This is a genomic window from Candidatus Cytomitobacter indipagum, from assembly GCF_008189285.1.
GTDB classification, from domain to species: domain Bacteria; phylum Pseudomonadota; class Alphaproteobacteria; order CAJXXZ01; family 1604HC; genus Cytomitobacter; species Cytomitobacter indipagum.
In genome coordinates, this window is sequence record NZ_CP043315.1 from 203,857 (window position 1) to 224,923 (window position 21,067).

The 21,067-nt window shown below is 30.3% G+C and carries 10 protein-coding genes; 6 read left to right on the forward strand and 4 right to left on the reverse strand.

Features of this window, described 5'->3' with window-relative positions; translation table 11 throughout:
• Nucleotides 1-259 precede the first annotated feature (259 nt).
• Nucleotides 260-6,256, forward strand: a complete 5,997-nt coding sequence (locus FZC35_RS00875) for a hypothetical protein (protein ID WP_148980782.1) — start codon at nt 260-262, stop codon at nt 6,254-6,256.
• 670 nt (nt 6,257-6,926) lie between these two features.
• Here FZC35_RS00875 and dnaN read toward each other — a convergent pair.
• The 4 genes from dnaN to rlmB all read right to left on the reverse strand — a co-directional run bounded on the left by dnaN (nt 6,927) and on the right by rlmB (nt 13,574).
• Nucleotides 6,927-8,030, reverse strand: a complete 1,104-nt coding sequence (gene dnaN / locus FZC35_RS00880) for a DNA polymerase III subunit beta (protein ID WP_148980783.1) — start codon at nt 8,028-8,030, stop codon at nt 6,927-6,929.
• A 72-nt stretch (nt 8,031-8,102) separates the two neighbouring features.
• Nucleotides 8,103-10,922, reverse strand: a complete 2,820-nt coding sequence (locus FZC35_RS03005) for a prolipoprotein diacylglyceryl transferase (protein ID WP_246118476.1) — start codon at nt 10,920-10,922, stop codon at nt 8,103-8,105.
• A 142-nt stretch (nt 10,923-11,064) separates the two neighbouring features.
• On the reverse strand, nt 11,065-12,798 hold the full coding sequence (locus tag FZC35_RS00890) for an ABC transporter ATP-binding protein (RefSeq protein ID WP_148980784.1): 1,734 nt from the start codon (nt 12,796-12,798) through the stop codon (nt 11,065-11,067).
• 14 nt (nt 12,799-12,812) lie between these two features.
• Nucleotides 12,813-13,574, reverse strand: coding sequence for a 23S rRNA (guanosine(2251)-2'-O)-methyltransferase RlmB (gene rlmB, locus FZC35_RS00895; RefSeq protein ID WP_148980785.1), 762 nt, complete (start codon nt 13,572-13,574; stop codon nt 12,813-12,815).
• A gap of 427 nt (nt 13,575-14,001) precedes the next feature.
• Between rlmB and trpS the strand changes: the two genes are divergently transcribed.
• The 5 genes from trpS to FZC35_RS00920 all read left to right on the forward strand — a co-directional run bounded on the left by trpS (nt 14,002) and on the right by FZC35_RS00920 (nt 20,982).
• Nucleotides 14,002-14,997, forward strand: a complete 996-nt coding sequence (gene trpS / locus FZC35_RS00900) for a tryptophan--tRNA ligase (RefSeq protein WP_148980786.1) — start codon at nt 14,002-14,004, stop codon at nt 14,995-14,997.
• 66 nt (nt 14,998-15,063) lie between these two features.
• Entirely contained in the window at nt 15,064-15,585 is a 522-nt protein-coding gene (gene pgsA, locus FZC35_RS00905; protein ID WP_148980787.1) for a CDP-diacylglycerol--glycerol-3-phosphate 3-phosphatidyltransferase, read from the forward strand.
• A gap of 134 nt (nt 15,586-15,719) precedes the next feature.
• On the forward strand, nt 15,720-16,148 hold the full coding sequence (gene dut, locus FZC35_RS00910; RefSeq protein WP_148980788.1) for a dUTP diphosphatase: 429 nt from the start codon (nt 15,720-15,722) through the stop codon (nt 16,146-16,148).
• Nucleotides 16,149-16,216: 68 nt separating this feature from the next.
• Complete coding sequence (locus FZC35_RS00915; RefSeq protein ID WP_148980789.1) at nt 16,217-17,785, forward strand: hypothetical protein; 1,569 nt, start codon at nt 16,217-16,219, stop codon at nt 17,783-17,785.
• A gap of 809 nt (nt 17,786-18,594) precedes the next feature.
• Nucleotides 18,595-20,982, forward strand: coding sequence for a hypothetical protein (locus tag FZC35_RS00920; RefSeq protein ID WP_148980790.1), 2,388 nt, complete (start codon nt 18,595-18,597; stop codon nt 20,980-20,982).
• Nucleotides 20,983-21,067: the final 85 nt, after the last annotated feature.

Here is a 21,067-nt window from a genome sequence, read left to right on the forward strand (position 1 = left end):
AATTATTCAATAAATAGCTTTTAAATTTATTAATATTTTTAAAAATCAAACTTATCAATATTGTGCAAAATAAATCAATAATGCTGCAAAAATAAAGAAAAATCAGTGATTTCAGATTTTAATAGATCATTTGCCTTCAATGGAAAAAACAAGCTATTGTCTTCAGTTTGATTGGAAGTATTGGTAATTATAGAAAATCACTTCTTAATTACAAATGATCAGCATTTCAATTTTGTTAATTAATTGTTAATATAATAGCATGAAGCATAATGCAAAACTTTTATTATTGTTAACCTCATCTATTTTTGCAATCACTGATGAGACAAGCACAAACAGAATGGATATATCGGGCCAAACTTTCAAAAGATGTGACGAATTATCCAATGTGATTAATTTTCATAAACATGAGAATCTTGAGAGAGATTTTGGAAGTAGAGATAAAATTGAAGATTTATCAAATATAGTTTCAAGTTGTTTGAATGATTGTATAAATAAAATAGATAATTTAATTGGCGCAGTAGTTCAAAAAGAAGGATTTTCATTTTTAGTTACTCAAGATGAAATTATTGATGTGTCTAATAGCAAATTGATGAACAAAATCCTCAAACTTGTATACATAGGAGGAATTACTAAAGCGTATCAATTTGATAAAAATGCATGGGAAAGAATTCCTTCGCGATACAGAAATAGAGCTAATTTATACAAGAGAAGCGATGATATTAAGTGGGATGACATAAGTGAAAATGGAAAATATATGTCAGACATTGTTGAGAAGATATTAAATGGGAGAGATTACTCCTGGAGCTCTTTTAGAACTTCAGAGGTATCATCACCTAATCGCTCAGGAAATGGAACTCCAGTAGAAAAAACTTTAAGTAAAATCGTTAATCCAGAATTGGAAAGCGAAGATAAGATTGTTCCAGTTACATTGAAGAAAGCATACGATGCATCAACTTTGACAGATGCTCTAGATACCCAAGCTAAGAAAGTGGAATTATTAGTTCAAGAGCAAAGCTTAGTATCTAGTCAAATTAATCCTGTAGAGCTATTTACAATGCAATCAGAATTGAAATCATTATTAAATCAAGATAGCAGAGTTGTGTCATTAGTTGAACAACAATCAGAATTATTCCAAATTAAGGTTGAAGAAAAAACAGATGCTGATATGCAAACTGAGCAAATAGAAGAATATAAAATTGAAAATATTATTGCAAAATTAATTAAAAATGAAGAAGAGAGTAGAAAAAAAATTGATGATGAGCGATTGTTTTATGAGGCAATTTTAAGTAAATTTATTGATTATGCAAAATTAATTGATATGAAAAATTCAACAAAAATATCTGAATTAGAGGCTAAATCTGAAGAAAAAGCTAAAGAAATTACAGAATTGCAAATAGCTCTAGAAGCTAAAGCCGAAGCATTGAAAATAGCTAAAGCAGAAGCTGAAAATCAAGCTAAAGAATTACAAGCAAATCTAGAAGCTAAAGCCGAAGAATTGAAAATAGCTAAAGATGAGGCTGAAAAACAAAAAGTATCTCTAGAATCTCAAGTTAAAGAATTGCAAACAGTTCAAGTAGAAGTTGAAAAGCAAGCTAAAGAATTGCAAACAGAGCTAAATGCTAAAGCCGAAGAATTGCAAGCAGCTAAAGTAGAAGTTGAAGCTCAAAAAGTATCTCTAGAATCTCAAGTTAAGGAATTGCAAACAATTCAAGCAGAAGCTGAAAAGCAAGCTAAAGAATTGCAAATAGCTCTAGAAGCTAAAGCTGAAGAAAAAGCTAAAGAAATTACAGCATTGCAAACAAATCTAGAAGCTAAAAATGAAGAATCTAAGAAGCAAGTTGAAGAATTGAAAATAGCTAAAGATGAAGCTGAAAAGCAAGCTCAAGAATTGCAAACAAATCTAGAGGTTCAAGCTCAAGAATTGCAAGTAGCTAAAGCAGACGCCGAAGGTAAAATTCAAGAACTAGAATCTCAAGCTGAAGAATTGCAAACAGTTCAAGCAGAAGCAGAAGCTCAAAAAATAGCTCTAGAGGCTAAAACCGAAGTATTGCAAGCAGAGCTAAATGTTAAAACCGAAGAGTTACAAGTAGCTAAAGCAGACGCCGAAGGTAAAATTCAAGAACTAGAATCTCAAGCTAAAGAATTACAAACAATTCAAGCAGAAGCTGAAACTAAGATTCAAGAAAAAACTCAAGAACTAGGAGCCAAAGCTGAGGAATTGAAAATAGCTAAAGCAGAAGCTGAAAATCAAGCTAAAGAATTGCAAACAGAGCTAAATGTTAAAACTGAAGCATTGCAAATAGCTAAAGCAGAAGTTGAAAATCAAGCTAAAGAATTGCAAACAGAGCTAAATGCTAAAACTGAAGCATTGCAAATAGCTAAAGATGAGGCTGAAGCTCAAAAAGTATCTCTAGAATTTCAAGCTAAAGAATTGCAAACAATTCAAGTAGATACTGATATACAAGCTCAAGCATTACAAATAGCTCTAGAATCTCAAGTTAAAGAATTGCAGACAGTTCAAGCAGAATCTGAAAATCAAGCTAAAGAATTACAAGAAGAGCTAAATGTTAAAACCGAAGCATTGCAAACAGCTAGAGCAGATGCTGAAAAGCAAGCTAAAGAATTACAAGCAAATCTAGAAGCTAAAACCGAAGCATTGCAAGCAGCTAAAGTAGAAGTTGAAGCTCAAAAAGTATCTCTAGAATTTCAAGCTAAAGAATTACAAACAATTCAAGAAGAAGCTGAAAAGCAAGCTAAAGAATTGCAAACAGAGCTAAATGCTAAAGCCGAAGAATTGCAAATAGCTCTAGAAGCTAAAGCCGAAGCATTGCAAACAGCTAAAGCAGAAGTTGAAGCTCAAAAAGTATCTCTAGAATCTCAAGCTAAAGAATTGCAAACAATTCAAGCAGAAGCTGAAAAGCAAGCTAAAGAATTGCAAGCAAATCTAGAAGCTAAAGCCGAAGAATTGAAAATAGCTAAAGATGAGGCTGAAAAACAAAAAGTATCTCTAGAATTTCAAGCTAAAGAATTGCAAACAGAGCTAAATGCTAAAACCGAAGCATTGCAAACAGCTAAAAATGAGGCTGAAAAACAAAAAATATCTCTAGAATCTCAAGCTAAAGAATTGCAAACAGTTCAAGTAGAAGTTGAAAAGCAAGCTAAAGAATTGCAAACAGTTCAAGTGGAAGTTGAAAAGCAAGCTAAAGAATTGCAAACAGAGCTAAATGCTAAAGCCGAAGAATTGCAAGCAAATCTAGAAGCTAAAGCCGAAGAATTGAAAATAGCTAAAGATGAGGCTGAAAAACAAAAAGTATCTCTAGAATTTCAAGCTAAAGAATTGCAAACAGAGCTAAATGCTAAAACCGAAGCATTGCAAACAGCTAAAAATGAGGCTGAAAAACAAAAAATATCTCTAGAATCTCAAGTTAAAGAATTGCAAACAGTTCAAGTAGAAGTTGAAAAGCAAGCTAAAGAATTGCAAACAGAGCTAAATGCTAAAGCCGAAGAATTGCAAATAGCTCTAGAAGCTAAAACTGAAGCATTGCAAATAGCTAAAGATGAGGCTGAAAAACAAAAAGTATCTCTAGAATCTCAAGCTAAAGAATTGCAAACATCTAAAGAATTTCTAGAAAAAAATGAAAGATTATTAATAGAGAAAGATCGTGAGCTTGCTATGTGTGAAATTAATGACCATGAAGTTTTTGATAGAGAGAAATTAGAAGCAAAGGAAAAATTTGAAATGACTTTTGATAATTTTAGAAAAGCTTTAGAAGAATTTGAAATCTGTCAAAGATCATTAATAGAGCTTGAAGAAGCTAAAGAAGCTCTGGAAATTCAAGAAAACCTAAGAGAATTGGAAGTTTTGCGAAGCAATCAAGTTGAATTTTCAGAAAAAGAAACTCAAACAGAGTCAAAAGCTAAAAAAAGAATAGTTAAAAAAAGAAATGAGATTGAAGGAGCTATAAGTGGACAAAGTTCCAAAGTTGATCAAGAAAATAGAAGTAAAAATTTAGAACAAGATAAGTCATGCTCAGTTAATTCGCCTACACAAGACGTATCTATTTTATCTATAAATTCACTGCGCCCTAATCCTGAAGATGCGCATGCAGGAGATCATTCACTTCATGAATTAAATGTTAGCCTTCCTGTAGAAAAAACAGGTCAAGATTCAGAAAGTCAAAAAAGCGTTGATCCTCAAGAAAGTTTTGCTTTATTTGTTGAAGAGGGTAGCGGTATACAGGAAGGCTGCCAAGAAGATCAAGATGATTTGAATAAAAAAAGTATTGAAAGTGAAGAAGAAAAAGAATTTAGAGAAATAGAGAAACAGTTTTTTAGCAATAAATTGTTTCAAAGTTTTGTTTTAGACAAAGTTAGCTCTGATATAAGCAGAATGAACTCTATTTGTGAAAATGCAAAAAATAAGAACACTTCTCAATTGATTGAATTTATTTCTAAAGAATATCCTGGTCTATTAGTTGGGATTGATAGTAGTTTGAAAAAGGAAATTGATGCAGAAAGCAGCAACAGTAAATTAAAATATATAGTAGAGAATATTAAGAGCAATCTTGCATTATATGACAAAGTAGTGAAGATTGAAGAATTTATAGGATCAAATGAGATTGTCATTAATGAAGAAAATAAAGAGAAATTAGGTGCATTGCATAATGAGCTAAATAAATTAATGGACCATGTAGCGCGCATTGAATCCACTGCAAGCGTTGAAGATGTGTCAAAAAAATTAGAACGCCTTTACATGAAAATGGAAAGCGAAATTCAATCGAAGAAAAATTCAGAAAAATTGAGCAATGTGTTTAAAATGCATGAAGATTTAAAGGGATTGTTTAGTGATCTGTATTATAAAGCATCATCTTTTATTGATGTGTTGAGTTATAAATACACAAAAGGTGGCAAATCTTGCAAAGAATATACTCCAGAAGATAAATTTCAAGAAATCAATGCAATGTTTGAAGGAGGGGTTAATATTCCAACTTCAATCAAAAAATCTATACTTGACAAACTAAGAGATTTGGAAATTTTCAAAGGAATTGAAGGAATGAATGCATATGAGATGGTTTGCAAAATGATTGAAGAGCTGAAAAAGCAAGAAGAGCTTTTGCCTGTGTTTGTTTGTGATAAATATGGAGTTGGAAAAACAAAGGCTCATCATAATAAATTTACTTATGAAGAAGAAAAAGCATGGGATTGCATTCAAAAATCTTTAAATGTATTTGAAGAATTGAGCAATTTGCTTCAAGCGAAACAAATAATGAATGATGGTCAAGTAAACGAAGTAAGTAAAAAAATAGAAAAATTTGCAGAATCAATTGGGAAATTGATCGCTGTACAAGAGAAAAAACAACGCAACCCTGTTTCCAAGATAGATTCAGGAAAAAGGAAGAAAGACAATAAAAAGAAAATAGAAAATATCCAAGTATCAGAAGTTAAAATTTGCAAAGCACTTAATGAATTTAGTGCAATGGAAATTGATTTGACCAAAAAAAACAAAGATAAAATTACAAAACATGAGAGCGCTATAAATGAATCAGTAAAATACATTCAAGATGAATTTAGTAAATTGCATGAATTAGATGTTAATACATTCATTTTTGATTGTGTTGATTCTATTGCAGTGAGCCAAGAAAAGAAAAATCAAGACGAAGCAGCAAATAAAAGGGCAGAGCAATATGGAAAAAATCTTGGAAAATTTTATGATATAACGGGGAAAATTATTGACTCTTATATGAGTTATAAAACATATATATGCGATAACGAAATACCCATTGCCTTAGATTTGAGCAAGCAAATTTTTGTTTTGTCATTAAGGACATCATTAAGATCTGATTTAATAACAAAGCTTCTTGATCTTCCATATCGAACTGAAGGCAATGTTTTCACAGAGGGTAGTATTGATAATATTCCTAAATTCTTTTACCATTGCATACAAGATTCTGCATTTGCAAAAGCATTGGATAATATGATTATAAGCAATCCTTCTATTGGTAAAAATTATATTGCTGGTGCTAAGAAACGCTCAGAAAATGTTGAGTACAATGTAGATGCGCTTAGAGAAGCTAAAAATAATTTGGAAGCATCTCTTAATAGACGATCTATTCGTGCAAGAGCTTCTCTTGGTGGGAAAAATACAATTGAAAGACAGCTGTCTAAAAATGATTTAACTTCACATGAAAAGCCAGAAAATACACAAAGTACTGTAAGAAATTTAACAGCAGAATTAAATGGAGCGCTTAGTCCATAAGTAAAAATTAATTAATTATGAAAATTTCTATTAGGAATTAGAGGATTTTTCCCAGAATTTCTTTTGTTATGCAAGTATTTTTCATAATAATAATTAATAGCATAACAAATCACTATTTTGCATAATAATACAATTTATCAATCACAATAATTAGCAATCAAATAAACAGTCTTGCAAATCTATGAAATCAATTTTATACAATAAATTAGAATTGAATTAGAATTAATTGTTCAAAGAATTTTATATAGCATACATGAGATTTATGCAATTAATTTAATTGATTTTGAGCAATAAATAAGAGTCGCATTAGAAATGATTTAAGTGAATTGTGATAATTAAAAAACTAAAGTTGAATCAAAATCTATGATCTGTAATTATAGATGAAGATAATTATTCTTTTTGTTTTTCAGATTTCTATTTAGTTGTTTATAATTCTATAATTCTGCTTTATAGTTTTTAAGTTTTTTATCTCAGTTTATTTAATTTATCTTCCGCTTTTTTGAGTTTATAGATTCTTTAGCTGCTTGTAATTCTTAGCTTGAGTTTTATAGATTAAGAAAGATCAAATGCTACTATAGAAATTCCACAAATTGATAATTGATTTATCTAGTATAAAATAATATGAAATTGCAGTTGAAGCAAAACCCTAAACCCAAATTATTTAACACGATCAGTCAGAATTTACAATTCCAGGCATTGTGATGTAAGTGAAATTATTGTAATTTTCATGTTTCATTAATATGGCTTTATTGATTCCATGGTATTCCAATTTTGTTTTCCCATCTTCGAATAATCTCAAGAAATCTAGCCATATATTAGCGTCTATATTAAATGCAAAATCAGAGCCTTTGTATTCTCCTTCTAATTTCTCTTCTCCAGACCATCCATGTGAAATATTATCACATTTTATAATTGACTCATCTTGCAATTTTACTGTTGTGATAATTCTTGATAATTGCGATGAAAGAATTGATATGCGGTCCAATGAAGATTTTAAATTTCCAATGCTATCTTGGAAAATTCCTTCGATTGAATTTGGTATCAAAGCTTTATAATCGGGGAATGATCCATTTACTAACCTGCTAATAAAAAAGAAATTTTTTGCTTTAAACATCACTTGATTGTTATCTTTGTAACAGCATATTTCTTCCTCATGAGAAATTAAAGCTACAATTGTTTCTACGCTTTTTCTAGAAAGAATCATGTCGAATTTATTACAATCCATTTTTTCTGTAAAAACAGCCATTTTATGACCATCTGTCGCTACAAATCGCAATCCATCCTCATCTCCTTCAATGTGTATTCCATTGAAATGCGCTCTGATTTCATCGTTTGCCATGGCAATTTTTACCATTTTGATCTTTTCCAAAAGATCTGTAGAAAATATCTTGAATACTAAAGAATCAGCAACTTCAGGTATTTTAGGGAAATCTTCAGGATCTAGAGTGTTTAAATTAAATGACCCAGATCCATAATCTATTTCAACAGAATCATTTGAGCATTTTATATTCAAAAATTCTTTATTAGATTTTCTAACTAAATTATACAATATATGACCTGGAAGTGTTATCGCTCCATTTGCAATTGTTTCGCAATCAATTTGGTATTTCAGCATTAAATTTCCATCAGAGCCTTCTATATTTAATTTTCCATTTGATGCATCTAGCTTTACATGAGAGAAAATGGATTGAGTTGCCTTTCTATCAAGCACAGACTGCTGACATCTAAGCGCTTCCATTAAATTAGTTCTTTTAACTTTAATATTAAATTGCATAACAAATTTTAAACTATTTTACTGATAAATGCGATTGTGAGGAGGGTTTTTGAACATATATTATAGATAAATTTAATTTAAGAGAGAGTGAAGTGTATGAATTTTTCCTTTTAGATTTGTAATTTGCTTTGCAAGGCTACCTCTCTTATTTTTATCTTGTTTTGAGCTGCCTTTTACATTTCTTTTTGCATCTGTAAGTTCTTCAATTTTATCACGCATTTTTTTTATTTCTTCTTCAGCTTTTTCTTCAGTAGTTTTTTCTTCAGTAGTTTTTTCTTCAGCAGTTTTTTCTTCAGCAGTTTTTTCTTCAGCAGTTTTTTCTTCAGCAGTTTTTTCTTCAGCAGTTTTTTCTTCAGCAGCTTTTACTTCTTCAGTTTTTACTTCTTCAGTTTTTACTTCAGCAGCTTTTGGTTCTTCAACTTCTAATTTAGCTTCTGGTTGAGAAGCAGCATCTCCAGCTCCAGCTTCTGATCCTTCAGCAACTTTTTCTTCAGCAGCTTCTGGTTCTTTAGCTTCTGGTTCTTTAGCTTCTGGTTCTTTAGCTTCTGGTTCTTTAGCTTCTGGTTCTTTAGCTTCTGGTTCTTTAGCTTCTGGTTCTTTAGCTTCTGGTTCTTTAGCTTCTGGTTCTTTAGCTTCTGGTTCTTTAGCTTCTGGTTCTTTAGCTTCTGGTTCTTTAGCTTCTGGTTCTTTAGCTTCTGGTTCTTTAGCTTCTGGTTCTTTAGCTTCTGGTTCTTTAGCTTCTGGTTCTTTAGCTTCTGGTTCTTCAACTTCTAATTTAGCTTCTGGTTGAGAAGCAGCATCTCCAGCTCCAGCTTCTGATCCTTCAGCAACTTTTTCTTCAGCAACTTTTTCTTCAGCAACTTTTTCTTCAGCAACTTCTGGTTCTTTAGCTTCTGGTTCTTTAGCTTCTGGTTCTTTAGCTTCTGGTTCTTTAGCTTCTGGTTCTTTAGCTTCTGGTTCTTCAACTTCTAATTTAGCTTCTGGTTGAGAAGCAGCATCTCCAGCTCCAGCTTCTGATCCTTCAGCAACTTTTTCTTCAGCAGCTTCTGGTTCTTTAGCTTCTGGTTCTTCAACTTCTAATTTAGCTTCTGGTTGAGAAGCAGCATCTCCAGCTCCAGCTTCTGATCCTTCAGCAACTTTTTCTTCAGCAACTTTTTCTTCAGCAACTTTTTCTTCAGCAACTTCTGGTTCTTTAGCTTCTGGTTCTTTAGCTTCTGGTTCTTTAGCTTCTGGTTCTTTAGCTTCTGGTTCTTTAGCTTCTGGTTCTTTAGCTTCTGGTTCTTTAGCTTCTGGTTCTTTAGCTTCTGGTTCTTTAGCTTCTGGTTCTTTAGCTTCTGGTTCTTCAACTTCTAATTTAGCTTCTGGTTGAGAAGCAGCATCTCCAGCTCCAGCTTCTGATCCTTCAGCAACTTTTTCTTCAGCAACTTTTTCTTCAGCAACTTTTTCTTCAGCAACTTCTGGTTCTTTAGCTTCTGGTTCTTTAGCTTCTGGTTCTTTAGCTTCTGGTTCTTTAGCTTCTGGTTCTTTAGCTTCTGGTTCTTCAACTTCTAATTTAGCTTCTGGTTGAGAAGCAGCATCTCCAGCTCCAGCTTCTGATCCTTCAGCAACTTTTTCTTCAGCAGCTTCTGGTTCTTTAGCTTCTGGTTCTTCAACTTCTAATTTAGCTTCTGGTTGAGAAGCAGCATCTCCAGCTCCAGCTTCTGATCCTTCAGCAACTTTTTCTTCAGCAACTTTTTCTTCAGCAACTTTTTCTTCAGCAACTTCTGGTTCTTTAGCTTCTGGTTCTTTAGCTTCTGGTTCTTTAGCTTCTGGTTCTTTAGCTTCTGGTTCTTTAGCTTCTGGTTCTTTAGCTTCTGGTTCTTTAGCTTCTGGTTCTTTAGCTTCTGGTTCTTTAGCTTCTGGTTCTTTAGCTTCTGGTTCTTTAGCTTCTGGTTCTTTAGCTTCTGGTTCTTTAGCTTCTGGTTCTTTAGCTTCTGGTTCTTTAGCTTCTGGTTCTTTAGCTTCTGGTTGAGAAGCAGCATCTCCAGCTCCAGCTTCTGATCCTTCAGCAGCTTTTTCTTCAGCAGCTTTTGGTTCTTTAGCTTCTGATTGAGAAGCACTAACAATAAACGGAATTGGATCTTTATGTAATTCTCTAGATTTTTCTTTAGATGACATTGGAGTTCCTGTTTCAGATGTAACGACAGAAGAATATATACTAACTTCAGATCCATCATTTTTTACAATGTTAATAACTGAAATGTTTCCATCAATATCTTGGTCTATTTTAATCTTTGAATCATTTTTAGATGTTCCTGTTATGATATCTGATACTATTTTAGATATAGCAGATGCAGTTATTGTTCCTTTTTGATCAAATTTGGTAATAATTTCTTCAGCATTTTCATTTGCTTTTGAATATATGCAAATTTCACTTTTAGCTTGTTCGGATAATTGATCCCAAGCTTTTTGATTGAACTCATAGATGTTTTGGTTTCTTCCACCAATTTTTTTAGATGTAAGTTTGATCAATTTTCTCATTGCTTCATCGCTTGATAAATCTATTGCTAATTCATTTCCTTCTTTGTCGTGAATAAAAAGAACAGACAATGCATCTTTATCATTTTTGAATTGAATTAAAGATCCGATCAAATTGCCAATGTTGTTTGCTTTTGCATTATTCAAGCATTCTATTGCCATGTCTGAAACTTCTTTAATTCTATTTATTTCTTCAAAAGATTTTAACAAACTTTGTTGCCTGTCTTTGTTGCATAGAAATATTCCGTCAACTTTTGATGAACGAGATGATAAAAGTTTCTCGCCTTTAGATGGGGCAAGCTCCCCTTTAGCAGATGCTTTATTGCTTGCAAGTGTTGCAAGTAATAATAATAATTTTATTGATTTATTATTCATGCCCTATGTTAATGTTTATTTAATATTTTGTAAAGCAAAAAAATCCCTTGAGAGCAATGTTTAAACAAAAGGAAATAAAAATCAATGAAATGTATTTATTAAATTAAAATGAAATAAAAGATAAATGCTATTATGTTAGTTCTTATTTGTCTGTTTGTATTTGATATAGCTCTTTATACAAGCCTTCTTTAGAAATAAGTGATTCATGATTTCCTTGCTGTACAATTTTACCATCATCAAATACTAGTATGTGGTCAGCATTTTTAATTGTATAAAGTCTATGAGCTATTATGAATTTAGTTTTAGATGGATCGATTTCTTCAATTGCATTTAAAATATCTCTCTCTGTTATAGTATCTAGCGCTGATGTAGATTCATCAAAAATGAATATTTTTGCATTTCTTAACAATCCTCTTGCGATCATTAGTCTTTGTCTTTGCCCTCCAGATAAGGAATTATTTTTTATTTCAGTTTCATATTGTTTAGGGAGCGTCATAATAAAATCATGTATTTGCGCTTTTTGTGAAGCTTCCATTGCCTCGTCTTTAGTTGATTCAAATGATCCATATCTAATATTGCTTAGAATTGTATCTTCAAATACTTTTGGGTCCTGGGGTATAAGTGCAAAATTCTCTCTTAATTCATATTCATTCATATGACTTGTTTTGTTTTGCCCTAAGAATATTTCTCCTTTTTGTGGGTAAATTAATCCTAGAAGAAGCCTAACAAATGTACTTTTTCCACTTCCAGATGATCCAACTAAGGCTATTTTGCTTCCTTGTTTTATTTTTAAAATTCCATCATGTGAGAAAACTTCTTTGTCATTATAAGAAAATGATATATCTTGCATGGAAATATCATAATTAGAGAAATTGATTTTTTGAATTTGATTTTCTCTTTGAATAGAATCACTGTGAGCCATATCCAAACCTTGTCTAATTCTTCCTATATCACTAATAAGCCAAGATAAATCTTGGGCAAATTCCCATAAGTTATGTGAAATATTGTGTATAATTTCTCCAACAAGCATGAAATCACCTGGAGTTGTTAATCCATATTTGAATAATCTCAACATGTAGAAAAAAGCAAAAATGGTTATCAATACAGTTACAACTGATTGGCTGCTGAATATTAATAAAATAAATTTATATAATTTTCTATCTTGATTCATAACTTTTTCAGAATATGCTTTGTTTTTTTCTAATTCTTTTTCAACTCCATTATATACAAATACTGAGTCTATGTTGTCGAATGTGTTTGTCCATTTTGCTGATAAGGAGCTTCTTAAATCAGATAATTTATATGACATGCTATATGTTATTTTTGATAACAATACTGATGATAGCATCCAGATTAAAATCCATGATATTCCCAAATACCCCAATGTTGAATTAACATAAAATAAGGTAATGCAAGCTAAAGTTAAACTGAATCCAGTTTTAAGAAAATCAACTATATAGTCAACAAATAAATCTGAAGTGGATTCTGAAACTTGAAAAGCAGAGTAAACAAATTTCGTTGGAGTGAAGTTTTGGAAGAAATTATATGAATATGAGAAAGTTTTCCCCGCTACCTCATCAATGATATTTTTCTTTATGTTTGGTATCATTTTTAATTGCAAATACTCTCTTATTCTTGCTGATAACTCATATGCAGCAATAAATGATATGGATAATGCAGAAAATTTATATGCATTTCCAATCTTAGACATATCTTTAGTGCATTCTGATAGAGTGTCTAGCAAATATTTTATAGACCAGAAAAATCCATAAACTGACAATGATGATATTCCTACACATAAAATTACCCCAGCAAATATAAGTCTATATGGCTTAATTGCATTGTGAAGAAATTCTATTAAATTTATTCTTTTCATAATAATACTATCCTTTATTTATTTTTATTTGTTTCATGTTTTGTGCGCATAATATGCATTCCCAAAGCAGCTGCGACTGATGCATTTAATACAGAAAAATTAGTTTCTGTTTCAATTTTAACAAATGCATCGCATTCAGATCTAACTCTTTGTCTAATGCCTTTTCCTTCGCTGCCTATCACAAGCACGCATCCATCTGTTTTTAAATTATCAGAACATTTACTTCCATGCTCTTCAAGTCCAAAAACCCAAAAACCTTTCTTTTTCAACTGAATTAGCCCATCAGCTAAATTAGTTACTTTTATGACATGTATGTGCTCTAGAGCTCCGCAAGCATTTTTTGCTACGGTTCCATCTAGAGGAGGGGAGTGATCTTTAGTCATTAGCAAATGCTTAAATCCCAATGCAGCCATAGATCTAATAATTGCTCCTACATTGTGAGGGTCATTTATTTGATCAAGAGCTATAATTCTATCATTCGGTTCAATGTGTGTGCATAAAGATAACTTGCAACATGAAAGTGAAGAACATGTTAATAATATTCCTTGATGCTGCACATCAGGAAATCTTTTATTTAGGAAATTTCTATCTACAATTTCTAGACTCACATTGCGAGTATCAATGTGAGCGTCAAAAAGAACTTCTGCAACTTCATCTCTCAATGAATCTATGCACTGAATTCTAGCTATTTTTCTCTTTTTTTGCTTAATAGCCTCAAAAACAGAATGCTTTCCCCATAAATTTACATATCCGCTCATTAAGGGCAATGATAACATAGTTTTGAATGTATGTGGAGCGCCTTAATTGATAAGTGCAATTTCAAATAAATCATAATAAATAGAAAGTTGTTAAATAAATTGTTAAATATATTAAAAAAGAATTTAGCAAAATTAAAGTAAAATTAAAGTAAAAAATGATAATTTTGAATTTTCTATGCAAAATTACAAAAAATTTTAAATGCTGCAGAAGGTATAATGAATTGCATGAATATATAATAATGCGTGCAAAAAATACATTAAAATTAAAATTACATATAAATTAATTACATATAAATTAATTACATATAAATTAATTGCATATAAATTAATTGCATATAAATAAATTCATCATTGCAAAGAAGTTATATTCATAAGAAATTGAAATTATTTAATTTTCAAATGAATTAGCGTAAATATAGAACTTAATTTGTATAAATTGTAGAATATTTTTATGGGAATTGTTTTAACAGGAGATAGGCCTACAGGTAAATTGCATTTAGGTCATTATGCTGGATCTTTATTATCTAGAATAGAATTGCAAAATGAGCATGATCAGTATGTTATGATTGCTGATTTGCAAGCTATGACTGATAGCAATTCAGATTTAATTAAAAATAATATACTTGAGGTTATGAAGGATTATATTTCTGTAGGTTTGGATCCAAATAAAACAACATTTCTTTTGCAATCTGCTATACCAGAATTAACAGAGCTTACTTTTCATTATATGAATTTAGTTACATTGGGCAGGCTAGAGAGAAACCCAACTGTTAAAAATGAAATTAGGCAAAAAAGCTATGAAAATTCTCTTCCTGCTGGATTTTTATGTTATCCAGTTAGTCAGGCTGCAGACATAACTGCTTTTCAAGCTGATTTAGTTCCCGTAGGAAACGATCAAATTCCTATGATTGAGCAAACTAATGAAATAGTAAGGAAATTTTCCTCATCTCATGGAAGTGGAGCAATAAAGGAAGTAAAGGCAATTTTAAGTAAAACACAAAGATTAATTGGAATTGACGGACAAGCAAAAGCAAGTAAATCTTTAGGAAATGCAATAATATTATCTGATTCTTCCGAAGAAATTAAGCGAAAAGTATTCGATATGTATACTGATCCAAATCATATACATGTGAAAGATCCTGGAGAAGTTGAAGGGAATGTTGTTTTTGAATATTTAGATGCATTCTATGGAGACAAAGAACATCTTGAAGAATTGAAGATTCATTATAAAAAAGGTGGGTTAGGAGATTTTGCTCTAAAAAAATTGCTTAATCAAGTTTTGCAAGATTTAATTGCTCCAATAAGAGAAAAAAGAGAGTCTCTTAATGATTTAGATATGAAAGATATTTTATGGAAAGGGACTCAAAAAGCTAGAGTAGTCGCATCAAATACTCTGAGCAAAGTAAGAAAAGCTATTGGGATAGATTTTTTTAACTTATAAAAACTTTTAATTTAATAAAATTCATAAACAGTTGCACATTATTTTTCATGATAATAGAATATAACTATGTTATTGCTATTATTGCCAAACATAATAACCATGTTTCGTATAATTGCCACTCCAGCAATTTGCATTTTAATTTCCTATGAAGTGTATTTTTATTCATGCATTTTATTTGCTTCAGCATGCTTGTCTGATTTTCTTGACGGGTATATTGCAAGAGCGTATAAAATGACATCTAAGTTTGGGCAGCATTTTGATTCTTTTGCAGACAAATTCTTAATAACTTCAGTATCTATAGCTCTTTTACAGAATAGAATTGTGTGCGACTTTCACGTAATCCCTATATATATGATTATTGCAAGAAATTTATTGATGTATTTTATGAGAAATTATATGAATTCAGCCAAAAAGAAGAATATTGAATCTAATATGATGGGAAAATGCACAACGTTTATTCAAATGGTTAGTATGTTCTTTTTGATAGGTGGTTTAATTAAATTAGGGTTGGCTATGTTGTGGGCTTCTATGATTTGCGCTGTTATAAGTTTTATTGGATATTTTATCCACGTTTTGAATTCTGATTAATCAAATCAATACTTTGCAATAGATTTATAAATTGCAAATTGTTTAAAGTTAGTTATATCAATATTAATGAAAAATTAGATAAAAAACCGTTTGTGACTTTTTATTTTTTTATTTATTTATGATAAATTATTTCTATGAATAACATAAATATAAAATTACTTAATGAAAAATGCATGCCTACTAAAGGAACAAAAGATAGTGCTGGATTTGATTTATATGCAAATATAGATCAAAGTGTCACAATTTCTCCAATGAAGAGAGTGCTTGTGCCCACGGGATTTTGTATGGAGCTTCCTAAAATGCATGAAGCGCAAATCAGATCTAGATCAGGCCTGGCTTATAAAAATGGAATCTCGGTATTAAATTCTCCAGGAACTATTGATTCAGATTATAGACAAGAAGTTAAGGTGATTTTGATTAATTTAGGAGAGCAAGATTTTGTTATAGAGCCATATTTTAGAATTGCTCAAATGATTATAAATAGATTAGATGATATTATGTTGAGAAATGCTGAAATTATGGATACTGCTAGAGGAGGATTTGGATCAACAGGTATAAAGTAATCTATAAAATAGACAAAATAAAAGTTAAGTACACTTGATTTTTTAAATAATAATGAGATAATTGATGCATGAATAAAAGTAGTGCAATTTTAGGTATGTTGCTTTCTTTATTTTTTAATAGCGTAAATGCTGATAAAGCAGGAATAGAGGCTTTATCTAACTATGCTAGAGATAGTCGTGGAAAAGTTTCTAATATTGAAGCTTTCATTCTAGATGTTGAGAGTGGATTAGAATTAGTAAAAGAAAATGGTGATGTTTTTGGAATCAGTAAAGAAAATATCAAAAAATACTTTGAATTGAAGAGCATTAATGGAGTTAGAGTTTATACATTCAAAAAAGAAAGAAATAAGCAATTTACTCTTTATGGTCTTTTGGCTGAATTGACAAAAAGTGAATCAAAGTATTCTCAAGTTTCATTTGCTGCGGCTGCGGATACATGCAATAAAATAAAATTTGGACCATCTCTTGGATCATTTGAATCATTTGAAATTAATATAACAGAAGCTGACATGGAATATTTTGCAGAATTGAGTTCTGAAAATAGAAAAGAAGATTTGGAAGTTCTGAAAGCTATTGCTGAAGAAGCTGAAGAAGGAACATTAGCTCATTTCATTAAACTGTCTATTGAAGGAGAAGAAAATTTAACATCTTACTCTTTTGCTTTTGAAAATTTCAAATGCAAAGCAAATGATATTCTTGAAGAGGTTAAAAATGTTTCAAACGAATCATTAAAAGCTGAAGCTTTGAAAATTCTTGAATCTGTTAATTATCTTGGCGAAGATTCTGAAGAAGATTTGAGAATTAAAACAGAAGAAGCAAAAGATAAATTAAGCGATTCAAAGACAAGCGAAGAAATTACAAATAATGAAAAGATTTTCATTGAATTGATCAAAATAGGACAAGCTCAGGAAGCTGTAAGTAAAATTAAAGGGCTTTTTGAAGAATTCAATTATAATAATTTAGATAATTTTATTAAAAAACTTGTTGATCTTTACAAATCATGGATTTTAAATGAAGCAATTAAATCTGCACATGATATGATTGATGTAAATAGAAAAAGATTTAATGCTGAACTTTATGATTCAAAGAAATTACGTGAAAGAGTAGAGCAATTTTTAGAAGAGTCAAAAGCAATAATAGAGGCAGAAGAAAGCGCAGAAGAACATGAAGAGGTGGAAGAAGAACATGAAGAAGTATGCATAGAGCATTTAGTTTCAGCGCTTACATTGTCAGCAAATGAAGCATATACAAGAGTAGGTGAAACACATATAGCAGCGATTTCAAGAGCAGATGAAGCACTTTTAAGAGCAGATGAAGCATATACAGCAGCAGATGAAGTGTATACAGCAGCGATTTCAAGAGCAGATGAAGTATATGAAAAAACAGATATAGTAGAATTAGAAGCGCTTGTAAAAGCAAGTGAAGTTCAAGAAGCAGCATATGCAAAAGCGCATGAAGCATTTGTAGTAGCGCGCAATGTTTCAGAAATAATTGAATGTTTGCGTAATTCAAATGATGGGTTGAAAGAATTACTTGAAACTAATTCTGATTTCTGCAAATTGTTGAATCCATATATAGAAAAAGCAATTGGTAACAATGCATACAGCTTTAAGATTAATTCTTCTAGCAAGAAATAATTTTATATTTCTATATAGCATTTTCTAAATACTATTTTATTTAAAGTTATTTTAATAATTGAATGTTTTTTAAATAAGTTGAGCATTTTAATTTAATAATTAAAAATATTGTTAAGTTTTTTAGCTAAATATCATTTTAGCTTAGATAATTTGTTTATAAATAAATTATTATGAATTCCATTGGAATGTAAATTAATCCCCCCCTATATTCCTTAAATAGTTTAAAAGCAAGCTAAGTGAGATCAATATATAGTTTTTATGTATTAAATAACAATTAATAACGCTGATTTTTATACATTATATAATATTTATTTATACAATTTATAATAAATTGAAATATATAAATTAATTTGTTGAATTTTTTTTGCATAGTTAATTTTTTTTCACATTAAGTATGAATTCGCGAATATATAATTGATCTTTTTATGGGCATTTATTAAATTAGCGATATAAGTTCTTTTCAGTATAAATTGTATTAAATGTTTTTTTGTATTATATGAATTTATATAATATATAATCTATAATTTATTGAATTAGTGTATAAAATAAACTTTTCCAATGTTAATAAATTCATTAGTGTTTGCAACTTTCTGTATCCAATACAATGAAATGAGTTGTTTTATTGAATTAGGTCATTTTAACTTTAATAGGATTCATGATTGCAAGTTAACAAAATTATACAATAGTTGTAATTTGCATGATAAATAGATAATTTAACAATATATTATTATGTAAAATCAAATTAATACTATATAAAATTTGCATGATATTAATTTGTTGATGTTGTAATAGAATAAATTGGAGGAATGATGAACAAGAAAGTATTGGCTTTTATTGCTGCATTTACTATTAATAAATCTGTTATAGCTCGTGATATATCTTCTTTGGATAATAGTTATCATAGCCATGCTGTTATTTGTGAAGAATCTGTGTTATCGAATGCATCTGATTGTTTGAAGAAGTGGGTGTCTGATGCAAATAAGGATTTGTATAAATTCTTAACTTATAACAATCACGTTTACACTGGAGAAAATGATGAAGGGTATAGTTTTTATAGATTTCGATGCGATGGCAATGATTTTGATGAAGGTGTAGGGTATAAAGATGGAAAATTGATCCATTTTAAAGGCTTAAATTCAAAAACTGATTTGCATGATGTGCAAGAAGGTGAAATTCATCATGTTGCTAAGGTTGACATAAGTCAAGTTGAAACAGTTAGAGATTTACTATCTGATTCATCATTAGATTTAGCAAAGAGAGATTTTTATCTAGATATAGTTAAATTCTTTAAAATTATTCAAGCTCCAGCATCTAATCTTGTATTGATGCTAGATTCTGATTTGAGAGATTTTATGGTAGATGAAAGCAACAAAAGTTCAGTTTTGTCAATTATTTGCAATGAGGCTCAATCAGGAAAATCATTTTATGATTCTTTATCTGACATGAAGTGCGATATTAGAAATGCAAGATTGGTAAAAGAATTTAATGCAGAGCTTGCTCCTAATATGCAAGATGAAAATATTCAAGGAATTTTCCAGAATTTGCTTGACAGTTATATTGATCCAGCAAGTAACCCTGAAGCTGTATCAAAGGTTTATGAGCATATTAATGAACTACATGCAAAACTTGATAGCCAAGAAATTTCTTTGAGTGAGTTTTTGAATCATTTTCTTAAAGATCAAAAAGGAAATGCAATTACTTTGACTTCTGTAAAATATGCAATCAGTTTAATGAAAGTTGTTTTGAGCAAGCGTGATTGTTTAATTAATCCAAGAATGGATTCATTTGATGAAATTAAAATGATTGCTGATCGCATATCTGATGATATTTTAGGTGAATTTGAAAGTGAGTATTTATCTGAGATTGTTATTCAATTTGGAAAATTTGTCAAAATATCTGATCATTTCTTTATGCAAGATATTGTAAAGTTTATGATGCCAATTTGGTTTAGAAGCAGCGATTTTGACAATCTTGCTGATTACAATTATAGCAAATATACAGAATTATTTGAACTTGGACAAGAAGGATCAGCTGCTGCCATTCATCATTTTGTAAGAAGATATGTAGGAGAAACAGGAAATACTGATATAAGCGAATTATATAATAATGTATTGATTAAGATTTATCCTAATCTTGCAAATGAAATTCAATTAATGCATGATGTCATGTCTGGTGCATTGAATGGATATTTGGATAATCAAAGAATTGTGAATGAGAATCCTGATATGCTTTATCGTGATTTGTATGAAGGTGATAAAGATGCATATCATCAGCATTTAGTTGATGATTTTGCTCAGCCAATTGTTAATTTATTTAACGCTGAGCAAATTACTGATTTATCAGATAAATCTTTGGCTTATGCTCAAGTGATAAATTTTGCAATTGCTTTTGCAAGTGATCCAGTGGAATTCCTTGCTCATATGCCGTTTTCTCCTATTAGTGATGATAAGGTGCTAGATTATTCTGCTATGACTCATAATGAGTTGGGGTATGAAACAATGATCGCATTTAACTCTACTGTGATGCCAAGTGGCGCATTTGGATATAAAGTGGACAATAGTATAGATAGCTTTAAATATGGATTTAATAATATTCTTGATAAATTGTATGAGTTAGAACAAGCAGAAGGAGGTTTTTTACAATTTGTAGAAAATACTGTTCAAGAAACAAGAAGTAAATATAAAGATATTCTTATGCATATAAATGAATCAGGTGAATACATGAATGCTGGGAAGGTTGACATTGCAAGAAAAGCAATAATTAATTTTATACGCAATGCAGATTCTCTTTATGTGGAATATGATGATGATATTATATTTAATCAAGAAATAGATATGATGCATGTGATTTATTATATTGAAAGTGCATTGCGAGGAAATTTTAATAAAGATTCTTTTAGTTCAATATTAAGAGAGCTAAATTGTCATGCATACAATAGATTGCTATATGGAAAATCAGGAAATGTTTTAATATATTTATGTTCTATACTTGATATTGATGTTGCTTATACAATAGGAAATGAAAGAGAAGAGTTTAAATATTCAGAGCATATTTCTTTTAAATTGAATGTTGATAAAATGTTTGCAGAATTAAAAGAAAAATTAGAAAAGAAAAACATTGATGTTGATGCAATTTTAGATGAAATGCATGAGTTAATTATGAGTACTAATAGCCCAGAATCTGAATTAGACGAATAAATGACACAAAACCTAAAGCATAAAAATGCAATAATTTGAGTGCTAATAATACAATGTGTTATTTTATTTATGATGCATAAAATCT

What these genes read in the sequence shown, in the direction of transcription:
- FZC35_RS00875 (WP_148980782.1), top strand. Translation starts at nt 260, where the DNA reads ATGAAGCATAATGCAAAACTTTTATTATTGTTAACCTCATCTATTTTT.
- dnaN (WP_148980783.1), bottom strand. Translation starts at nt 8,030, where the DNA reads ATGCAATTTAATATTAAAGTTAAAAGAACTAATTTAATGGAAGCGCTT.
- FZC35_RS03005 (WP_246118476.1), bottom strand. Translation starts at nt 10,922, where the DNA reads ATGAATAATAAATCAATAAAATTATTATTATTACTTGCAACACTTGCA.
- FZC35_RS00890 (WP_148980784.1), bottom strand. Translation starts at nt 12,798, where the DNA reads ATGAAAAGAATAAATTTAATAGAATTTCTTCACAATGCAATTAAGCCA.
- rlmB (WP_148980785.1), bottom strand. Translation starts at nt 13,574, where the DNA reads ATGTTATCATTGCCCTTAATGAGCGGATATGTAAATTTATGGGGAAAG.
- pgsA (WP_148980787.1), top strand. Translation starts at nt 15,064, where the DNA reads ATGTTATTGCTATTATTGCCAAACATAATAACCATGTTTCGTATAATT.
- dut (WP_148980788.1), top strand. Translation starts at nt 15,720, where the DNA reads ATGAATAACATAAATATAAAATTACTTAATGAAAAATGCATGCCTACT.
- FZC35_RS00915 (WP_148980789.1), top strand. Translation starts at nt 16,217, where the DNA reads ATGAATAAAAGTAGTGCAATTTTAGGTATGTTGCTTTCTTTATTTTTT.
- FZC35_RS00920 (WP_148980790.1), top strand. Translation starts at nt 18,595, where the DNA reads ATGAACAAGAAAGTATTGGCTTTTATTGCTGCATTTACTATTAATAAA.